The 16,984-nt window shown below is 62.3% G+C and carries 18 protein-coding genes; 4 read left to right on the top strand and 14 right to left on the bottom strand.

What is annotated here, in order from left to right:
* The 3 genes from HMPREF2875_RS04595 to HMPREF2875_RS04585 form a co-directional block, all read right to left on the bottom strand.
* Window positions 1-811 (bottom strand): HNH endonuclease (locus HMPREF2875_RS04595; protein ID WP_070670740.1); only part of this gene is annotated, 811 nt, incomplete at its 3' end.
* A gap of 50 nt (window positions 812-861) precedes the next feature.
* On the bottom strand, window positions 862-1,068 hold the full coding sequence (locus tag HMPREF2875_RS04590) for a hypothetical protein (RefSeq protein WP_070670738.1): 207 nt from the start codon (window positions 1,066-1,068) through the stop codon (window positions 862-864).
* A gap of 10 nt (window positions 1,069-1,078) precedes the next feature.
* Window positions 1,079-2,158 (bottom strand): alpha/beta hydrolase, encoded by a 1,080-nt coding sequence (locus HMPREF2875_RS04585; protein ID WP_070670736.1) that lies wholly within the window; start codon window positions 2,156-2,158, stop codon window positions 1,079-1,081.
* A 64-nt stretch (window positions 2,159-2,222) separates the two neighbouring features.
* Between HMPREF2875_RS04585 and HMPREF2875_RS04580 the strand changes: the two genes are divergently transcribed.
* On the top strand, window positions 2,223-3,566 hold the full coding sequence (locus tag HMPREF2875_RS04580; RefSeq protein ID WP_070670733.1) for a M20 metallopeptidase family protein: 1,344 nt from the start codon (window positions 2,223-2,225) through the stop codon (window positions 3,564-3,566).
* Here the strand turns inward: HMPREF2875_RS04580 and HMPREF2875_RS04575 are convergent.
* From HMPREF2875_RS04575 to HMPREF2875_RS04565, 3 genes are read right to left on the bottom strand one after another with little or no spacing between them, the layout of a single operon-like run.
* Window positions 3,526-4,296 carry a PrsW family glutamic-type intramembrane protease gene (locus HMPREF2875_RS04575; RefSeq protein WP_070670731.1) on the bottom strand — a complete coding sequence of 257 codons (771 nt, stop codon included), beginning with the start codon at window positions 4,294-4,296 and terminating at the stop codon, window positions 3,526-3,528. The genes HMPREF2875_RS04580 and HMPREF2875_RS04575 overlap by 41 nt on opposite strands.
* Window positions 4,293-4,715, bottom strand: coding sequence for a hypothetical protein (locus tag HMPREF2875_RS04570; RefSeq protein ID WP_070670727.1), 423 nt, complete (start codon window positions 4,713-4,715; stop codon window positions 4,293-4,295). The genes HMPREF2875_RS04575 and HMPREF2875_RS04570 overlap by 4 nt, the downstream gene beginning before the upstream one ends.
* Window positions 4,712-5,500: a PrsW family glutamic-type intramembrane protease gene (locus HMPREF2875_RS04565; protein ID WP_246817029.1), complete on the bottom strand. Its 789-nt coding sequence runs from the start codon at window positions 5,498-5,500 to the stop codon at window positions 4,712-4,714. The genes HMPREF2875_RS04570 and HMPREF2875_RS04565 overlap by 4 nt, the downstream gene beginning before the upstream one ends.
* Window positions 5,501-5,588: 88 nt before the next feature.
* Between HMPREF2875_RS04565 and HMPREF2875_RS04560 the strand changes: the two genes are divergently transcribed.
* Both HMPREF2875_RS04560 and HMPREF2875_RS04555 read left to right on the top strand, forming a co-directional pair.
* On the top strand, window positions 5,589-6,761 hold the full coding sequence (locus HMPREF2875_RS04560) for a sensor histidine kinase (protein ID WP_246817028.1): 1,173 nt from the start codon (window positions 5,589-5,591) through the stop codon (window positions 6,759-6,761).
* Window positions 6,758-7,402 (top strand): response regulator, encoded by a 645-nt coding sequence (locus tag HMPREF2875_RS04555; RefSeq protein ID WP_070670723.1) that lies wholly within the window; start codon window positions 6,758-6,760, stop codon window positions 7,400-7,402. Before HMPREF2875_RS04560 ends, HMPREF2875_RS04555 begins: the two co-directional genes overlap by 4 nt.
* Here the strand turns inward: HMPREF2875_RS04555 and HMPREF2875_RS04550 are convergent.
* A complete protein-coding gene (locus HMPREF2875_RS04550; protein ID WP_070670721.1) occupies window positions 7,399-7,779 on the bottom strand; it encodes a hypothetical protein in 381 nt (126 codons plus the stop codon). The two genes, HMPREF2875_RS04555 and HMPREF2875_RS04550, sit on opposite strands and share 4 nt — an antisense overlap.
* A complete protein-coding gene (locus HMPREF2875_RS04545; protein WP_070670719.1) occupies window positions 7,779-9,650 on the bottom strand; it encodes a BCCT family transporter in 1,872 nt (623 codons plus the stop codon). Before HMPREF2875_RS04545 ends, HMPREF2875_RS04550 begins: the two co-directional genes overlap by 1 nt.
* Before the next feature lie 183 nt (window positions 9,651-9,833).
* On the opposite strand from HMPREF2875_RS04545, the gene thpR reads away from it, so the two are divergent.
* Window positions 9,834-10,325, top strand: coding sequence for an RNA 2',3'-cyclic phosphodiesterase (thpR, locus tag HMPREF2875_RS04540; RefSeq protein ID WP_083311846.1), 492 nt, complete (start codon window positions 9,834-9,836; stop codon window positions 10,323-10,325).
* Here thpR and HMPREF2875_RS04535 read toward each other — a convergent pair.
* The 6 genes from HMPREF2875_RS04535 to HMPREF2875_RS04510 are packed head-to-tail and all read right to left on the bottom strand — an operon-like array spanning window position 10,300 to window position 16,934.
* The gene (locus tag HMPREF2875_RS04535; protein WP_070670716.1) at window positions 10,300-11,928 is read right to left on the bottom strand and encodes an FUSC family protein; all 1,629 of its coding nucleotides are present in this window, start codon (window positions 11,926-11,928) and stop codon (window positions 10,300-10,302) included. The genes thpR and HMPREF2875_RS04535 overlap by 26 nt on opposite strands.
* A complete protein-coding gene (locus HMPREF2875_RS04530; protein ID WP_070670715.1) occupies window positions 11,900-13,117 on the bottom strand; it encodes an ATP-binding cassette domain-containing protein in 1,218 nt (405 codons plus the stop codon). The genes HMPREF2875_RS04535 and HMPREF2875_RS04530 overlap by 29 nt, the downstream gene beginning before the upstream one ends.
* Window positions 13,101-13,859 (bottom strand): ABC transporter permease, encoded by a 759-nt coding sequence (locus HMPREF2875_RS04525; protein ID WP_070670713.1) that lies wholly within the window; start codon window positions 13,857-13,859, stop codon window positions 13,101-13,103. Before HMPREF2875_RS04525 ends, HMPREF2875_RS04530 begins: the two co-directional genes overlap by 17 nt.
* Entirely contained in the window at window positions 13,856-14,761 is a 906-nt protein-coding gene (locus tag HMPREF2875_RS04520; protein ID WP_070670710.1) for an ABC transporter permease, read from the bottom strand. Before HMPREF2875_RS04520 ends, HMPREF2875_RS04525 begins: the two co-directional genes overlap by 4 nt.
* On the bottom strand, window positions 14,758-16,176 hold the full coding sequence (locus HMPREF2875_RS04515; protein ID WP_246817027.1) for an ABC transporter substrate-binding protein: 1,419 nt from the start codon (window positions 16,174-16,176) through the stop codon (window positions 14,758-14,760). Before HMPREF2875_RS04515 ends, HMPREF2875_RS04520 begins: the two co-directional genes overlap by 4 nt.
* Window positions 16,173-16,934: a GntR family transcriptional regulator gene (locus tag HMPREF2875_RS04510; RefSeq protein WP_371327553.1), complete on the bottom strand. Its 762-nt coding sequence runs from the start codon at window positions 16,932-16,934 to the stop codon at window positions 16,173-16,175. Before HMPREF2875_RS04510 ends, HMPREF2875_RS04515 begins: the two co-directional genes overlap by 4 nt.
* Between the last annotated feature and the right edge of the window lie 50 nt (window positions 16,935-16,984).

The following is a 16,984-nucleotide window of genomic DNA, read 5'->3' as shown; positions in this document are numbered from 1 at the left end:
TGTTGCAGCCGGGCCTAGAGCAGGTTTGGAATTCAGCGCATAAGGTGAGGCGTTGTTTCCAGCTGGCGCTGCGTTGTGTGCGGTAGGAGTTAATGGGCCCTTCTACGGGGTGGATGATGGTGGCGTAGCCGGTGGAAGCGAATTTATGCGATAGGAATTCTGCCCCGGTCATGCGCGCGCCGTTGGTGAGGAGCAGTTCTATCTCGTCGCCGTCGCCGTTGATAATCTGGTCAAATTCGTCGAGGGTGACAACGACTTGAGCGTGTACGGCAGGTCTGGTGCCAATACCGCCGGTGACAATGACGGTGCGTGCGGCGTCGAGGAGGTTGTGTTTGTTGACGGATTCGAGGGTGCCGCGGATATCGGCGATGACTTGTGCGTCATCGGTAATGGTCATGGAGTTGGGGCCTGTGGCTCGGTAGGTGAACCTGACTCCAGGTTTGGCTTGGCGCTTGGACCTTAGTTCTTTAAGGCGTGTGGTGGCTACTTTTCGGATTTTGTGGGCGGGGGTGCCGGCAAGTTTTATGCGTAGGTTCCAGGCATCGAGGTCTTTTTTCACGCGTGCGGTGTAGGACTCGATGAGGGTGAGCGTGGCGAGGCTGTGGCGCTGCTGAAGGGCGGTAGCGCGGGCTTTGCGTTGTTTGCCGCTAAAGCGGGTTTGCCCGAAGTAGGTGCGGTGCAGGTGGGAAAGCTCGGTGGCATCGGCTGGGTCGGCGCCGAGCGCGCGCAGTTCGTCGGGTGAGCTGGATGCATGTTCCACTAGCGCGATCCCCGAGTTGCGGTAGTGGAAGTAGGTTTCTAATACCCCCATGGCCACAGAGACTAAAACAGGTTCACCAACCCCGCAACCGGAACGCAGAATTACTCGGCGTTAAAGGAATAGCTTCCGGTCAGCTCGTTGTGGATGACGACGCTATAGTCCTGGCCGTTGGCATTGGCGCCGTCGATAAGCGCTTGCAGCTCCTGCGAGTTGTAATGGCGGCTTAAGCCGACGTAGAACACTGCGAGGATGACAAGCCCTGCCACGAGGATGGAGGCGGGGATGAAAGCGCTGCGGAATTGGGGCATGCCGTCGACGTTAGTAGAGAGCCGGTTTAATCGCATCCCACGCCGGCTGCAATTGCTTGCCAAACATCACCCAGTCGTGGGTGCCTTCGGTGAGATAGTCGGTGGTGTGGGGGATGGAGGCGTCGGCAAGCGCGGCGGAAAACTCCTCCGTACAGCGACGTGAGCCGGCCTCCAAAAGGGTGCCCCCGATGCGGTCATTGACGGATTTCCCGGGATAAGCCGCCAGTTCCTCGTCCGTCCACGCGCCCGAGGCCGCGGCGAGATAGAGCGCCGTGCCGCGCAGCCCCTCCGGGTGGGACATGACGTCATTGCGTAGCCAGTCTTCCGAACCGCGCGGGCCCCACATGTTCGTCGGGTCGCCGCCCTTGGTGCGCACCGTCAAGTCCACCGTGCCCTGGCCCACCTTGCTGGTGGTGGAATAGCAGCCGGAAATGCCCGCCACGCCATGGAAGAAACCCGGGTTGTTGTTCGCCATCATCACCGCGCCCGATGCTCCCATGGACAACCCAATGAGTCCGCGTTTGCCGTTGTGGTTGAGCTCCGCCTCCACTAGCGGAGCCAGTTCTGTGATGAGGAACGTTTCCCACTTGTGGCGCCCCAACTTCGGGTCATCCTCTCTCCAGTCCGTCCACATGGATCCGGCTCCCTGCGAGGGGATGACGATGCTGGCGTCGGATTTGCCGAAGACGCGCTTCACATGCCCCTTGGTGATCCAGTTCGAGGTCTCCGGGGAATCTACGCCCTCGAGAAAGTACACAACGGGCCCGCCGTTGCCCACGACGACGTCGACAGGAATGTCACGACCCATTGATGGAGAAGACACGATCCACTTCTCACGGCCAGGTTCGTCGGTAGCACGCCGCTCCACGAGGGAGACCTCGTCGATTTCTCTAATCGGGTATGGGTACTCTTCCTGCTCCGTAGACCATGCGTCGGTAAGCAGATGGGAGGAGGTGCCCAAGCCATCGATGACGTTGAACATAGTGTCAACTGCCCACTGTGAGGAGGCTTCGTCGCGGCTCGACAGTTGGTAGGAGGAGCCGGGCGTGAACATCAGGGAGCTGGCCACCAGCGCGGAAAGGACCTTCATGGCCTAGTACATTAATACAGTCGCAGGTAGGCTCGGGGAAACCACTCTGCGAAAGGATGACACCATGAAGATGGCGCCGCGCCACCGCCAGCAACTACCCCCGCTTCCCATGGTTTCTGCGAAGCTGGGGGACCGGCTCGCCAGCGAGGTGTTCCTTGAGGAGGGCCGCGAGCTGCTCCCAGAGCTGCAGGAGTTTAGGCGCGATATGCACCAGAATCCGGAGATTGGCCTGCACCTGCCGCGCACACAGAAGAAGGTGTTGGAAGCACTCGAGGGCTTGCCTTTGGAGATTCATCGCGGGCGCGATTTGAGTTCCGTGGTGGCCGTGCTGCGCGGAGGCAAGCGCGGCGAGCGCCCGGTGTCGGTGCTGCTGCGCGCGGACATGGACGCTTTGCCGCTGCGCGAGCAGACGGGCAGTCCTTTTGCGTCGCGGAATAACAACATGCATGCCTGCGGCCATGACCTGCACACGGCTGGTCTTATCGGAGCGGTGAAGATGCTGTGCCGCCACCGCGAGGAGCTGATGGGGGATGTCACCTTCATGTTCCAGCCGGGTGAGGAGGGCCCTGGTGGTGCGCAGCCCATGATTGAGGAAGGCGTGCTTGACGCTGCTGGACGCCGTCCCATTGCCGCCTACGGTCTCCACGTTGGGCCGCAGGATCGGGGCACGTTCCACCACATTGGCGGCCCGATGATGGCGTCGTCCTCCAACCTGTGGATCACGGTCTACGGCAAAGGCGGGCACGGTTCGCGCCCGCACGACGCTGTGGATCCGGTGGCGGCGCTCGCGGAAATCCAGGTGGCGTTGCAGGTGGCTCTGACGCGGCGCTTCGACGCTAACGAACCTATCGTCATCACCGTGACGAACCTGCGCGCGGGCGACGGCGCGGTCAACATCATTCCTGATAAGGCCGAGCTGGGGGCGACGGTGCGCGTGCTTCGCGACGAACACATCGAAGCCGTCCGCCAGATGATCATCGAGGTCTCGAGCTCCGTGGCGGCCTCGCATCGCTGCACGGCCAAGGTGGACTTTGAGGTGCTCTATGCCGCGACGAAAACCTCGCCGAGAGAAGACCAGTTTGCGGCGTCGTTGTGGGCAGGCATGTTTGGGGCCGAGAATGTCCTGCCGATGGAGACGCCGATGATGGCCTCGGAGGACTTTGGCGTGGTGCTGGCCCAGGTCCCGGGCACGTTCATGTGGTTTGGTACAGCCAATCCGGAAACCCCGGAGCATATGCGCGAGTGGAATCACTCGCCGTTGGTGACTTTCGACGACTCGGTGCTGGGCGACCAAGCCGCAGCCCTGGCGGCGGTGGCCTTCGAGCGCCTCGCCGCCGAAGACGCTCACCCCTCGCCGGCCACGAAGGCTATGCGTACGCCCGTTCAGGCAACGGGCTCCGAGCAGTAGCGGATTTCTTCCGCAGCGCGATAGCGCCCCAGATTACGGCTACCCACACAGCGACCACGACGACCATCCCGGCGAGGAGGGGCCAGATGGCGTCGTCGAACGCGGTGCTTAGCGACGGGAAGAGGTTGTTCGTCACGTGCACCGCGATGGCGGCAATGAGCCAGCGCACCGGCTGTTTCTGGGATAGGCCATAGGCGCTAAGCCCGGTGAATAGTGAGTGGGAGAGCGGGTTGGACACCAGACGGATGACCACCGCTGAGATCGCGCCGGCGGTATCCGAATCGAGGTTATCCACCGTCATGCGCGCGAATGCGGTAGCGTCCTCACCCGCAGTGAAGCCGAGGCCCACGGCCACGCCCACGAAGACGTAGTCGAGCCAGCTACGGGGCCGGATGACGCAGGTGCAAATGAGAATCACGCCGAGGAATTTCAGCACTTCTTCGGTGAGCGGCGCGTACCCGGCAGCGCCCAGCCAGTCCAGGCCCGCGCGGGCAAGGAGGTGTGTCATGTTCGTATTGAGCTCCACGGCGAGCCCGGAGACGGCGATACCCCACACCACGCCGTGCGCAATCCCCGGCCGGCGGCGCAGGAGGAACAGCGTGAGGGAGACGAGTACGGCGGCGAAGACCACGGCAGTCAGCGCGCTCGCCGGCAGGAAGGGCTCACGGGTGTAGTGGACAACGGTCACTCCTAGCGCGCCGAGGGTCAGCAGGAAGTACAGGTACTTCATGCATCCTCCTTCTGCACGCGGTCGGCGAAATCACTTGCCTTCGGGCCCTCGATGTGGAGGAAGGAGACGGTGTTGTTGTGCGGGTTCGCCAGCGTGATTCCGTCCTCGTCGGAAATGCGGTAGAGTTCGGCAGCCTGGGTGGTGATGGGGGCGTCGGTGAGCGCGCGCGTCCCGGTGAACGAGCGGTGCTGGCGCGGCAGGTAGGTCTCGACCTCGTGGGAGGAGCTGCCTTCCTCAGAAATGATGGTCGCGCTCCCGCAGTTCCATGTCTGCGAGGAAGCGTACGGATCCTCCGGGCATTCGAGCCCCGGGATACCGCGCACGGGGGTGGTGTCGGGAGTGGGGTCGGGGAGGAGGGCGTCGGCAAGCGGTACTGCGGCGAGGACGCCGATGCAGGAATAAATCAGTGTGTTTTTCATGCTTTTGACCCTAAGAGCTGCGGTTTGACCCCGGTATCCTCCGCAGGGAGGATTCTGCGGAGTTTCACAATGCTGACAATCGTGGCGACCCACAGGCCGATGAGGATGAGGAAGGTGGGGAAGATGGGCCATAGGGCGTCGTCAAACGCGGTAGAGATAGACGGGCCGATATTAGCCGTGAAGTGCACCGCCATGGCGATAAGCAGCCAGCGCACCGGTTGCCTGCGGGAGAGTCCATATGCTGCGATGCCGGTGAAGAAGGAATGCATGAGCGGGTTCGCGATGAATCGGGCAAGGAGCCCCAGGAGCGTTCCCTTGAGATCAGAATCGAGGTTCTCCAGTGTCATGTTGGCGTAGTAGGCGGCGTTCTCGCTCACGCTAAAGCCCATGCCTACGGCCACGCCGACGAAGACGTAGTCCGCCCAGTGGCGGGGCCGGATGACGCAGGTGCAAATGAAGATGACGCCGAGGAATTTGAGGACTTCCTCGTTAAGTGGGGCGATTCCAGCGATGACCAGCCAGTCTGGGACCGTGCGGATGAGGAGGTGGTTCATGTTCTCGTTGAGCTGGCCGGCGACTCTGGTAACCGCAATGCCCCACACCACCCCGTGCGCAATGCCCGGGTGCTTGCGCAGAATCAGCAGCGTGAGACCGATTGCGACAGCCGCATATAACACTGCGGCGAGCGCGCTGGTAGTGACGAAAGGACCTTGGGAGAAATCATAAACGGCGAACACCAGCCCGGCGGCGGTAAGCAGTTCATATAAAGTCTGTGTTCTTCTCATGCGGTTTAGACTATGAACTGCGCCTGGGGTGCCGGTATCCTCCGCAGGGAGGATTTCCATACCCTGGGGGAGAGCTATCGTGACAACCATGACGAGAAAGACGCGACCACTATGGATCACGGTGCTGCTCATCATGCTCTGCGTGGTGGTGGATGGGGCCGCGTGGATCCCCCAGCTCGAAAAATTTGACGGGTCGGACGAGCAAGCCATGATTTCCAGCTTCATGGTTCTGTTTAGCTTTGTCACGTGGCTTCTGCTGCCCTTCGCCCTGCATCACTCGCGGCGGGAGCGCAACATCCACGAGGAGTACCCCGGTCACCCGGTGGCGCTGATTGCGGCTCTGCTCGTCCTCGTACTGGGCGGGTTTCGCCCACTGTCTCTGTCAGTGCTGGTGGTCTTGATCTCGCTCATTTCGCGCGGCCGTCTGCGCTGGTCCTTGGTGGGGACGGTGGTGCTGGTGGCCTCGTATGTAACCGTCATGGCGGTGCCTGACCTGCAGGTGAACTACCTGTCGATCTTTGGTTACGGACTCTTTGGAAGCATCTTTTTGATCGTTGCCTGGATTACGGGCTCGGTGCGCGCGCAGCGCCGCCAGCGCGAGGTCACGTTGGTGAGCTTGGCGGAGCTCAATGAGGACCAGCTGCGCTCGCGCGAGGAGCGGGCGCGCCTGGAGGAGCGCAACCGCATTGCGCGCGATATCCACGATTCCCTCTCGCATCGGCTCAGCCTCATTTCCGTGTACGCAGGTGGCCTCAGCTACCGCAAGGACGCCGACCCGGAGCACATCGCCGAGGCGGCGGGAACCATCCAGTCTGAGGCCAAGGCCGCCGTGGAGGACCTGCGCGGGGTCATCAAGGCGCTGCGCGTGGATGACCGCGTGGATCCGCGCGCGAGCATCGAGGAACACATTGAGCGCGCACGCGCGGCGGGGACGAAGGTGCGCTATGAGAAGGGGGATGTCGATAAGCTGAGCACACTAGCCGCCCACACGATGGGCCGCGCCGTGCAGGAAGGGCTGACCAATGCCCGCAAATACGCGCCGGGCCAGAAGGTGACGCTCAGGGTGGAGAACGAGGAGGATAAGGTCCGGGTGACCATGCAGAACAAGAAAGTGGCGGATCAGCCGGAGTCCGGTGGCGGGAACGGCTTGCTGGGCATGGAGGAACGCGCCCGGTTGGCGGGAGGTACTTTCACCGTGCTTGACGACGCCTCCACCTTCACCTGGGTCCTCGAACTACCGGAGGAGGCAAGCGCACAATGATTTCAGTGGTGTTGGTCGACGACGAGCAGGCGCTGCGGCGCGGTATCCGCTTCATCCTGGAAGGCGCGCCGGACATCGAGGTGGTGGCTGAGGCCAGCAATGGGCGAGACGGCGTGGCCCGCGTGCTGGACCTGCGCCCTGATGTTGTCCTCATGGATATCCGCATGCCCGTCATGGACGGAATCGAGGCGGCCGGGAAACTGCGCGCGAGTGCGCCAGACATTCCGGTGGTCATGCTCACCGCTTTTGATACGGATGAGTTCATCGTGGATGCGCTGCATGCCGGAGCGATGGGCTTCTTGCTCAAGACCATCGAGCCAGAAGGACTGGTCTCGGCGGTGCGGGCCGTGGCCGCAGGGCAGCAGTTGCTAAGCCCGAAGGCTCTGAAGAACCTGCTGGCGCTCAAGCGCCCCGAGCCCGCGCCCGCAGCCAAGGCGCCTGAGCCCCGCCCCCTGGGCGGCTTGAGCCAGCGCGAGAACGACGTGGCGCAACTCGTGGCCCAAGGTTTGGATAACCAAGAGATCGCCGATCAGCTCTATGTCTCCGTGACCACGGTGAAGACCCACATCAAGCACATCTTGGACAAGCTGGGCGGTACCAACCGCGTGCACATTGCGATTGCTGTGCTGGAATCGCGTTAGCGTCGGCGGAGGAAGGCGGAAATGATGCCGATGATAGCGATGACGACCACGATGACGGAGGCCGCCGGCCAGTACTGGGGGTAGTACTTCAGCGTGTAGCCGAAGACTTGGCTGTCCTCGAACTGGCGGGCCAGCGCGATGGGCATCCACCACAGCTTGGTAAGCGTCAGGATCGCGCCCAGTAGTCCGGCGATGATGCGGACCGGCCTGCGCAGGAAGAAGCTGGCCGCCACGAGGAGAACACCAACAATCGTGAGTGCGAAAAGCAGAGGCGTATCCACGGCGAGCGGCGAGCCATTGATGAGGAACTCGTGGTCAATCTCGTGTTGCTCGATGAGGGTATAGCCGTCTAGGACAACGTCGTCAGGGATTCCCACTATTTCTCCTTATTCTCCTCTGTGGTTTCGGGCTCATAGCCATCAGACCACGTATCTGTGTCGAAATCGTAATCGACATTCTCTCCAGACTCGTTGGTGCGCTGATACCAGTCGGTGTAGCGGTGCGCGGAAGAATCAAACTCGGAGCCGGCACCGCGGCCCTCATCTGCATGTTCGATGGAGAGCTCGAAGTCGTCGCCATGTTCCTCGATGCCGCGTAGCACCGCATTCTCCACTGCGGCGCGGGCGTACGTGCGGCGGATGAACATGGGGTCGGAGCGCAGATCCTTGATGAGGGCCACCATCATGAAGAGAAGCACGAGGCAGAAGGGCAGCGCGGAAAGAATAGTGAGGTTCTGCAGGCCCGTGAGCACGTCTTCGCCGCCGGTGAGCAGCATGACGACGGCAATGCCCATCATGCACAATCCCCAGAAGATGACGATGATTTTACTCGGGGCGGGATCCCCCTTGGAGGACATGGTGCCCATGATGACGGAGGCAGAATCGGCGGAGGTAATGAAGAAAACTGCCAGTACGGTCAGCAGGACGAAAGGCGTGATCTGGCTAAGCGGCAGGTTGTCGAACATGGTGAAGAGCACCTGCTCACCGGAAGCTGAGCCGTCGAAGCCGGGGAGACCTTCGCGTTGGAAGGAGATGGCGGTACCGCCGAAGATAGTAAAGGCCAGGATGAGGATGAGGGACGGCGCAAAGATCGTTACTGCGGTGAATTCGCGCAATGTGCGGCCGCGGGAAATGCGGGCGACGAACATGCCCACGAACGGAGTCCACGCAATCCACCACGCCCAGTAGAAGGCGGTCCAGTAGGACTGGAACTCGATGGTCTCATCACCCCAGGACAGCCCCTTGGCCATCATGGGCAAAAGCTGGTCGATGTAGGTCACGATGCCGGACGGCACGAGGTTAAGCAGGAGTAACGTTGGGCCGACGAGGAAGACGAAAAACACGAGGCCTAACGTGAGCGAGATATTGAAGTTGGAAAGGTAGCGCACACCCCGGGCAACACCGGAGACCGCGGAAATGATAAAGCCGCAGCCCAGCACCGCAATGACGACAATAAGTGCGGTGTTGGTCAAGGGGCCGGTGCCGCGGATAATCGACACGCCTTGGCCAATCTGGATAGCAGAAAGTCCCAGCGTGGCGGCGGTGCCGAAGAGGGTAGCGACGAGAGCGAGGATGTCGATAAGCTTGCCCAGCGGGCCGTCAGTATCACGGGAACCAAAGAGTGGTTTGAAAATAGAGGAGACAAGCGGAACTCGGCCGCGGCGGTAGGAGGAGTAGGCGATGGCTCCACCGACGAGGGCATAAGCCGCCCACGGAGACAAGCCCCAGTGGTAGTGCGCTTGAGCCATGGATTGGTGGAGGGCTTCAACAGTGTTGCCGTCGACAGTGTGCGGTGGCGGAGAAATATAGTGCGCGAGAGGCTCGGAAGGACCGTAGAAGAAGATTCCGACGCCAATGCCGGCGCCGAACATCATCGCGACCCAGCTGAACCAGCCGAACTCCGGCTCTTCGTCGTCGGTGCCGAGCTTGATGCGGCCGAGACGAGAGAATCCGATGTACGTCATGGTGAAGACGGCCATCATCATGGTGATGTTGAGCAGCCAACCAGCGTTGGTGATGGCCCAGGAGAAAGCAGCGGACGAGGCTGCCGATACCGAATCTGGCGAACTGATACCCCAGATGATGAAGGCCACAACGAAGACGGCGGTGGTGAAGAAGGTGATCTTGTCCAGACCAAAAGTGTTGCGTTGGTCCTCGACACCGATGCCGGGAACCAAGCCTGGGTGCATGTTATGCGGGTAGATGCCGACCGCGGGGCCGGTTGATTTCTGAGAGTTCACAGTGACCATTGCCGCAGATGAGCGAAATGACAGCGCTGTGAGTTAGGATAAGGGCACTTATTTCTGCGTCGATTGGAATGCCATGCCGCTGCCTAATTTTGATGAGAATGTCCGCGAGCTGGAGGAGGCCTTTGCCGTCTTCGAGCGCATTGAAGAGCACGTATTAGATCCGAAACTCCTGTTGACGGTGAAATGATCCGCCTGTTCAGCGCACTCTTTCCCTCCCCCGAAGCGTGTGAACATCTCGTGCGGGCGGTGCGCCCGCTGAAGGACAATGGGCTGCGCTGGGTCGATCCGGACAATTGGCACATCACCTTGGATTTCTTCGGGGAGCAGCCCAACGACGCCGCCGAGGTCCGCGAGATGCTTCGCGGTATCGAGGGCTCGCCGGTGACGCTGAACCTAAGCGGGGCGGGGTCCTTCGACAAACACGTGCTGTGGACCGGTGTGCAAGGCCGCATCAAACACCTCATGCTCGAGCCATCCCGCCCGCATCTCACCTTGGCCCGCGAGGCGCGCCGCACGCGCGACCCGTGGCTTATCCCCGATGCAGTCCATGCACTCAGCGTGTATCGCGGCCCAGAATTTGTGGTGAGCGAGATAAGTTTGGTGCAGTCTTTCCTCGGGGAAGGCCGCGGGGGCGGGCCGCGCTATGAGGTCATTGACGAGTTTCCGCTTCGGTAACCTTTTCAATAAGCGTGTTGAGCTCTGCCCGGCTGGGCTGTGAGAGCGGGTTGACCACGCAGAAATCCAGCAGAAAATAGCCGGCTGTTTGCAGGGCAGTGTGGCGCTGCCAGAAGGGATCGATGGTGGAGTCGTTGGCGGCGAGGGATTGGATACTGCGGCGCTCCGACAGCAACTCGTAATGCAGGTCGCGGCGCTGTGCCAGTGCTTCCTCAGGAGTCTTGATGAGCAGCGCGCCAAGCAGAGCCGCCATGGCCTCGAGGCAGCGCGTTTGCAGGCGGTAATGATTGGTCACCTGCGCATGCGGCTTCCACAACCACAGCACCACCATGGCCACCACTACCGACAATCCAATCTCCGCCATACGCTGGCCAATCGTGTGTGCTAGATGCCCTTGTGAGTTGCCCATCAGCAGCGCCAAAGGAGTAGAGAAAATAACACACAGCGCGTAGTTCTTCACCACGAGAATCTCTGCGCAGAACTGGCACGCAGCCAACGCCAACAGTAGCGCCCAGCCATGCGGACTAAACCAGGCGATGAGTGCAAAGACGCACACGCCTAAAACCGAGCCCAACATGCGTTGCACGCCTCGAATCGTGCCCGGCACCCGATCTGGTCCCCACTGCAGAAGCAACAGTACCGACACCGCGCCCCAGTCTGGGCGGCTGAGCCCCAGTGCCAAGCCAATGAAAGCCGTAGCCAGACCACCCAGCGCAATCTTTTCTGCCGTGACCACCGCATGGGAATTGCCCACGGCCGCCCGATAAATGCGATAGCGCATCGTAGGTTTCGTGTGCGGAATCGTGGTGCGGTTGGGGTCAACATAGGTAGGCGCATCCGACAGGTCATCCGAGTTGCCTCCTACCTGCTGGTGATGGGCCACGATGCGCTGCTGCGCGGCCAAAGTGCGATGCACCAGTGAGGCCTGATCGGGGCGGCGGATGCGGCCGCCGCGGATGATGCCGGCGTCGGAAAGCGCTTGCCACGCGGTGGACAAAGCCGACTGCGCCTGGTGGTGCTTGGCCAAGATATCCGAGGCCCCTTCGAAGGCATCCGCGGCCTTTTCCAACGCCGCCACCGCGCGCGTTTCCGGCCCGTGCGGATCCCAGAATCGCGGCAACATGCCCAGCACATAGCCGGCGGCCACACCCGCCAGGCTCCACCCGGCGACCTCCCATGGCGAAATCCCGCGCAACATGGTCGAACCGCCCGCCACCATCACCATGAAGAACGTGCCGGGCGGCGGCAGACGCAGCGCATTCTGCATGAACGCGCCAACCGTCGCCAGCGTCACCGTGAAGATCGCCGTTAAGACCAGGCCATCGATGAGGGAGCCGACCGTGGCCGCGAGCGTGAGCAGCGCGCCGGCGGTAAGGATAATGCGGCGCCGCGTGCGGAAGGGGTGCCCCTCGCCATAGATGACAGAGAACGCGCCGGCGGAGACTAGAAGTACGGCATCGGGGTGGCCGATGAGGATGGCGACCGCGCCGGGAATGATGATGGCCAAAGCTGCGCGCAGGGCACCGGGCCAGCGGCGCGCGGAGGAGTTGTACGCGGTAAAAAGCTGAAGGGCGCTAGGGCGTTGCGGCAGGGGATGTTCCATAACGGGACAACACCTTACCCGTTTCGCCGCGATCCACTATCCGGCCGTCCTGCAGCACGGCCACGGTGGGACACAAGTGCTTCACGACGTCCATGTCATGCGACACAAACACCAGCGTCATGTCCTTCGTCACGCGCTGAAGCAGCTCAAGAACCTGCGCGCGGGAGGTGGCATCGAGGGCGGAGACGGCTTCGTCCGCGAGGAGAATATCGGGTTTGCCCACAACGGCTCGGGCAATGGAGATACGTTGGCGTTGACCGCCGGAGAAGTCGTGGGGGTAGCGCTCGATGTGCTCGATGCCGACGTCGTGAAGCACGCGCTCGGCTTCCTCGCGCGTACCGCCGCCCTCGGCCACAATTTTCCACACGGGCATCCGCGGGTTGAGTGAGCTTTTGGGATCCTGGAAGACCATGTGGAGGGGCTTGGTGACGGTGACGGTGCCGCTGGTGGGCTCGGTGAGACCGGTGAGGAGCTTGAGCAGCGTGGACTTGCCGGAGCCGGAGCCGCCGATGATGCCGAGGCGCTCGCCTTCGCGCACCTTAAGCGACACGTCATCGAGGGCTGTGACCCCGCGGTAAGTCTTAGTGACGTTCTTAAGAGTGATGACTGGTTCGCCCACAGTGGGGGTAGGCGGCAGGCTGAGGTTAGGCGTGGTGATATCCCCGATGTGGATGACGCGGTCACACATGCGCTCGACGGCTGCGTGGTCGTGGCTGATGAAGAGCAGCGCGGTATCGTCCTGGGTGGCGGCGGAAATTTCGTCGAGGATTTCTGCTTGCGTGAGGGGGTCGAGGGCAGTGGTGGGCTCATCGCAGATGAGCAGCTTGGGTTTGCGGGCCATGGCCATGTGGATGAGCGCGCGCTGACGCTGCCCGCCGGAGAGCTGGTGCGGGAAGCGGCCGTATTCGGCGACCTTCATGAGCGGGTCGAGGGCGGTCATAGGCTCTTGAAAGACCATGGCCAAGGGAAGCCTGCGCAGTTCACGGTCGCGCATACCAAGCAGCTCGCGGCCTTCAAAGCGGATGGAGCCGGTGGCTTGAAGGTTGTCGGGGAGAAGCCCCATGATGGCCAGGGCAGTGAGCGATTTACCGCTGCCGGAATCGCCAACTAGGCCTACGCGCTCGCCGGGAGCAATCTCAAAGTTGATGGGGCCGACGGGGCCGATGTGTAAGTCAGTGACGGTCAGCATGGCGTCCTAAGAGGTTAAATCCCAGCACGGTGCCGGCGATGGCGAGCCCGGGCCACACAGCTTGGAGGGGGTGGGTAGCGAGGAGGGGTTGGGCGTCGTGAAGCATGCGGCCCCACGAGGCCGTCGGAGGGGCAGTGCCTAGGCCGAGGTAGGACAGGCCAGCCTCGGCGAGGACGGCCAGCGCAAAGTAGACGGAGGCCTGAATGGCGATGATGCCGCCCAGGTTGGGCAGGACGTGGCGCCACGCGATGAGCGCCGGCGGGACCTTGGAAATGCGCGCGGCAGCGATGTAGTCCTGCGTCATGATTTGGAGCGTACCGGAGCGCGTGACGCGGATGAAGGAGGGGATTCCGGCGATACCGATGGCGATGGTGGCCGTGAGCGTCGATGAGCCCCATACCGCGCCGGCGACGATGGCCAGCAACAACGCTGGGAAAGCTAGCAGCAGGTCGGTGGCGGCCATGATGACGGTGCTGCCGCGCATCCCGGCGATGATGCCGAGGGGCACGCCGATGAGCGCCGCGATGGCCACCGCAACCACGCCAACGAGAAGTGTTACCTGCGCGCCGGTGAGGATGCGGGAAAAGGTATCGCGGCCGAAGCGGTCAGTGCCCATGAGGTGCTCGAAGCTGGGCGAGGCCAGGCGGTCGGGCGAGATGAGGTTCGGGTCATAAGGCGTCCACACCACAGACACCAGTGCAAGGACCACGGTAAGCCCAACGAGGAGGTAACCGGGTTTCATCGGGCCTCCTTCAAGCGCGGGTCGATGACGCGGTAGGCCAAGTCCGTGAGCAGGTTGACGGTGAGCGTAAAGGTGACAAAGACCATGATGAGAGTTTGAACGGTGATGAGGTCGCGGGAGGAGACCGCGTCGAGCAACATGGAGCCCAAACCGGGGATGACGAAGACGTTTTCAATGACCACTGCGCCGACCACGAGCGTGCTCAGCTGCACTCCGGTGACCGTGAGGACGGGCAGGGCAGCATTGCGCAAGCCGTGGCGGATGAGTGCCTCGGTGCGGGACTCGCCGAGCGAGCGGGCGGTGCGGATATAGTCTTTGCCCATTTCCTCCATGAGCGTGGCGCGCACGTAGCGCGTCAGCATTGCGCCCTGAACCAAGGCGAGGGAAATGACGGGCAGGACAAGGTGGCTTAGGCCCTCGCGCGGCAGTTGCCAGCCGTTTGCCGGCAGCCACCCTAAGCGCACGGAGAACACCGCGACGAGCAAGATACCGACCAAGAAACTCGGTACCGCGATGCCTAGCTGCGTGGCCGCATTGAGCACGGGCAGGCGAAAACGGGCCAGCAGAATGCCCATAGGGATAGCGCCCGCCAGCGCCAGCGCGATGGCCAGGCCGATGAGCAAGAGCGTGACCTGGGCGCGGTCGAGCACGAGCGGGGTGATGTCCTGCTGGGAGGACAACGAGATGCCAAAGTTGCCTGTCACGAGCCCCTTCATCCACTCCAGGTATTGCACGAGAAGCGGGCGGTCCAGGCCCATGGAGTGCGTGAGCTTCTCGACGGCCTCGTCGGTGGCGTTGACGCCGAGTGCTACGCGCGCTGGGTTGCCGGGCACGGCTCGCATAAGCAGGAAGATGATGACCGATGCTGCAAAGAGGGTGCCGATAAAACGCAGAAACCTCATCGCACGCCTCGTAATTCGATAGCGTCCGTAATCTGATTGGGCTGAAGGCCGCTTAGGCCTTCGCGGTAGAGCACAATATTGGGCATATTCATCAAGGTCAGGGCGGGCATATCGGCCATAATCTGGTCTACAGCACCGCTCATATCGTCCTGCTGCAGCAGAGTGCGGGCGCGCTCGGAATCATAGCCAATGTAGTACTCGGGGTTGCCAAAGATGGTGGGGATATCGCGCGGCTCGACGTGCGCGACGAGGGACATTTGATAGTCCTTGGCGCCCATGACTTGGCTCAGCCACACCGCGGGAAACTCCGCGGTCTCAAGCGTGACGTCGAAGCCAACCTCAGTGAGCTGGGAGTACAAAAACTCCGACAGCGTTTGCGCATAGGGCAGGCTGGGTACCGTCAACGTCAGTGAGGTGCCTACCGCGCCGGCTTCTTCCATAAGCGCACGGGCGCGCGCGGGATCATAGGGGTAGTAGTTCTTGCCGCTAAACCAGGGGTCACTCGGCGGAACCGGAGCACCGCCAGTATCGCGGGCGCGGCCTTCCCACAGGATGTCGTTGGCGGCCTGGCGGTCTATGCCGTAGGCCACGGCGCGGCGCACGAGGGGGTCGTCGAAAGGCGCAGACTGGTTGTTCATAGACAGCAGCACCTCGCCATTGGTCGTGCCGACGGCAGTGTGAATGGAGTCTTCGAGGGTATCGAGCAGCTCGGGGTTCTGCACGCCCCACACCGCATCCACCCCGCCGGAGCGCAGAGCGTTAACCGCGGTGAGGGAATCGGGGAAGTAGCGGATGGTGATGTCCTCGTGAGCCGGGGTTCCCCAGTAGTCGTCGCGTGCTTCGAGAGCGATATATTCGCCGGGAGAGAATCCCGCCACGGCGAAAGGACCAGTGCCCACGGCGTCGGTAGGGGTACGCATGGCGCCAATCGCGGTGCCCATGGACCACAGCCAGCCGGCCGAAGGGCGGGAAAGGGTAACGACGAGCGTGTGGTCGTCAACAGCCTCGGCCGATTCCACCACGTCCATCTGCTTTTTGAGGCCGTTGGTCCACTCCGTCTTAACCGCGTTGATGGACCACGCGGCGGTGTGCGCGGTAAATGCCTCCCCGTTGGAGAAAGCGGCCTCACGCAGGTGGAAGGTGTAGCGCGTGGGCTCGGCCTCCCAGGACTCGGCCAAGCCCGGTTCGATGTCGCCGTCGGGAGAGATGCGCACGAGGGTCTCGTAGACGTTGCTCATGAGCGCGGCCGGGATAGCAGCGCCGCCCACTGTGGTGAAGTCCAGGGAGGTAGCGGGCGTGGTGGTGGCAAGGGTCAGCGCCGTGGAGTCTGAATCCACGATCGCGGTGGAGCCGGCGGAGCAGGCGCTTATCGACGCCACCCCCATCAACCCCACCACACTCAGTCGGGTTCTCATCCTTCGGAGAGCTTGACCTCAAGCGGGGAGGTGGTGCCGCGCACGCTCGTCATGCCGAGCGTGAGACGATCTCCCAAGTAGAGAATCTCGGTGCACTCCACCGGGTGGCCGGAGTGATCAGAGATGTCCAGGTGCAGACGCCACAGCGGGGTTCCCGGCTCGATGTTGAGGGAACGGGCGTCTTCCTCGCTCGCAGAGGCTAGGGAAAGTTCGCGGTTCACATTGTCGAACTCCACGCCCTGGGCGCCGAGGTGATCGTGGATAGAGCCGTTGTCAGCGTCGAAGTTGAGGATGTGGCTGCCCACGTCGAGTGGGAAGAACATGCGCTCGATACAGATCGGGAAGCCATTGGCACTGCGCACTCGGTGCACGAAGATGACCGGGTCACCTGCGGCAACCTGGAGGAAGTTGGCCACCTGCTCTGTAGCGGGGCAGCGTGCCAGCCAGAGGGTTTTCGCGCCGGGCTCGAAGCCGCGCTCGCGCAGCCAGTGCGTTACGGAGAAGATGGAGTCGAAGGACTCGGAGGTAAAACGGCCCAATACCACTGAGCGGCGGCCGCGGCCGGAGGAGATGAGGCCCTCGGAGCGCAGGGCAGCTACGGCCTGGCGGACGGGTCCGCGAGAGGAGGAGAACTGCTCACACAGCTCGGCCTCGCTGGGTAGAAAGTCACCCGGGGAGAGCTTCTTGCTGCGAATGAGCCCGCGCAGATAGTCAGCAATCTTGCTGTGCTGCTGGGAACCGCGAAGTGACACGGACATGCTCCTCTTTGTTAACGCTGCTATTGCAGAAGAATATTAATTCACGCGTA

Origin of the sequence: Corynebacterium sp. HMSC078H07 (assembly GCF_001812805.1) — a bacterium.
GTDB lineage: Bacteria > Actinomycetota > Actinomycetes > Mycobacteriales > Mycobacteriaceae > Corynebacterium.
The sequence above is the reverse complement of the archived record's forward strand: the minus strand, read 5'-3'. Positions and strand labels throughout refer to the sequence as shown.

What these genes read in the sequence shown, in the direction of transcription:
- HMPREF2875_RS04530 (WP_070670715.1), bottom strand. Translation starts at nt 13,117, where the DNA reads ATGCTGACCGTCACTGACTTACACATCGGCCCCGTCGGCCCCATCAAC.
- HMPREF2875_RS04525 (WP_070670713.1), bottom strand. Translation starts at nt 13,859, where the DNA reads ATGAAACCCGGTTACCTCCTCGTTGGGCTTACCGTGGTCCTTGCACTG.
- HMPREF2875_RS04555 (WP_070670723.1), top strand. Translation starts at nt 6,758, where the DNA reads ATGATTTCAGTGGTGTTGGTCGACGACGAGCAGGCGCTGCGGCGCGGT.
- HMPREF2875_RS04545 (WP_070670719.1), bottom strand. Translation starts at nt 9,650, where the DNA reads ATGGTCACTGTGAACTCTCAGAAATCAACCGGCCCCGCGGTCGGCATC.
- HMPREF2875_RS04515 (WP_246817027.1), bottom strand. Translation starts at nt 16,176, where the DNA reads ATGAGAACCCGACTGAGTGTGGTGGGGTTGATGGGGGTGGCGTCGATA.
- HMPREF2875_RS04520 (WP_070670710.1), bottom strand. Translation starts at nt 14,761, where the DNA reads ATGAGGTTTCTGCGTTTTATCGGCACCCTCTTTGCAGCATCGGTCATC.
- HMPREF2875_RS04510 (WP_371327553.1), bottom strand. Translation starts at nt 16,934, where the DNA reads ATGTCCGTGTCACTTCGCGGTTCCCAGCAGCACAGCAAGATTGCTGAC.
- HMPREF2875_RS04565 (WP_246817029.1), bottom strand. Translation starts at nt 5,500, where the DNA reads ATGAGAAGAACACAGACTTTATATGAACTGCTTACCGCCGCCGGGCTG.
- HMPREF2875_RS04590 (WP_070670738.1), bottom strand. Translation starts at nt 1,068, where the DNA reads ATGCCCCAATTCCGCAGCGCTTTCATCCCCGCCTCCATCCTCGTGGCA.
- HMPREF2875_RS04570 (WP_070670727.1), bottom strand. Translation starts at nt 4,715, where the DNA reads ATGAAAAACACACTGATTTATTCCTGCATCGGCGTCCTCGCCGCAGTA.
- HMPREF2875_RS04560 (WP_246817028.1), top strand. Translation starts at nt 5,589, where the DNA reads ATGACGAGAAAGACGCGACCACTATGGATCACGGTGCTGCTCATCATG.
- HMPREF2875_RS04585 (WP_070670736.1), bottom strand. Translation starts at nt 2,158, where the DNA reads ATGAAGGTCCTTTCCGCGCTGGTGGCCAGCTCCCTGATGTTCACGCCC.
- HMPREF2875_RS04535 (WP_070670716.1), bottom strand. Translation starts at nt 11,928, where the DNA reads ATGGAACATCCCCTGCCGCAACGCCCTAGCGCCCTTCAGCTTTTTACC.
- HMPREF2875_RS04580 (WP_070670733.1), top strand. Translation starts at nt 2,223, where the DNA reads ATGAAGATGGCGCCGCGCCACCGCCAGCAACTACCCCCGCTTCCCATG.
- thpR (WP_083311846.1), top strand. Translation starts at nt 9,834, where the DNA reads ATGATCCGCCTGTTCAGCGCACTCTTTCCCTCCCCCGAAGCGTGTGAA.
- HMPREF2875_RS04575 (WP_070670731.1), bottom strand. Translation starts at nt 4,296, where the DNA reads ATGAAGTACCTGTACTTCCTGCTGACCCTCGGCGCGCTAGGAGTGACC.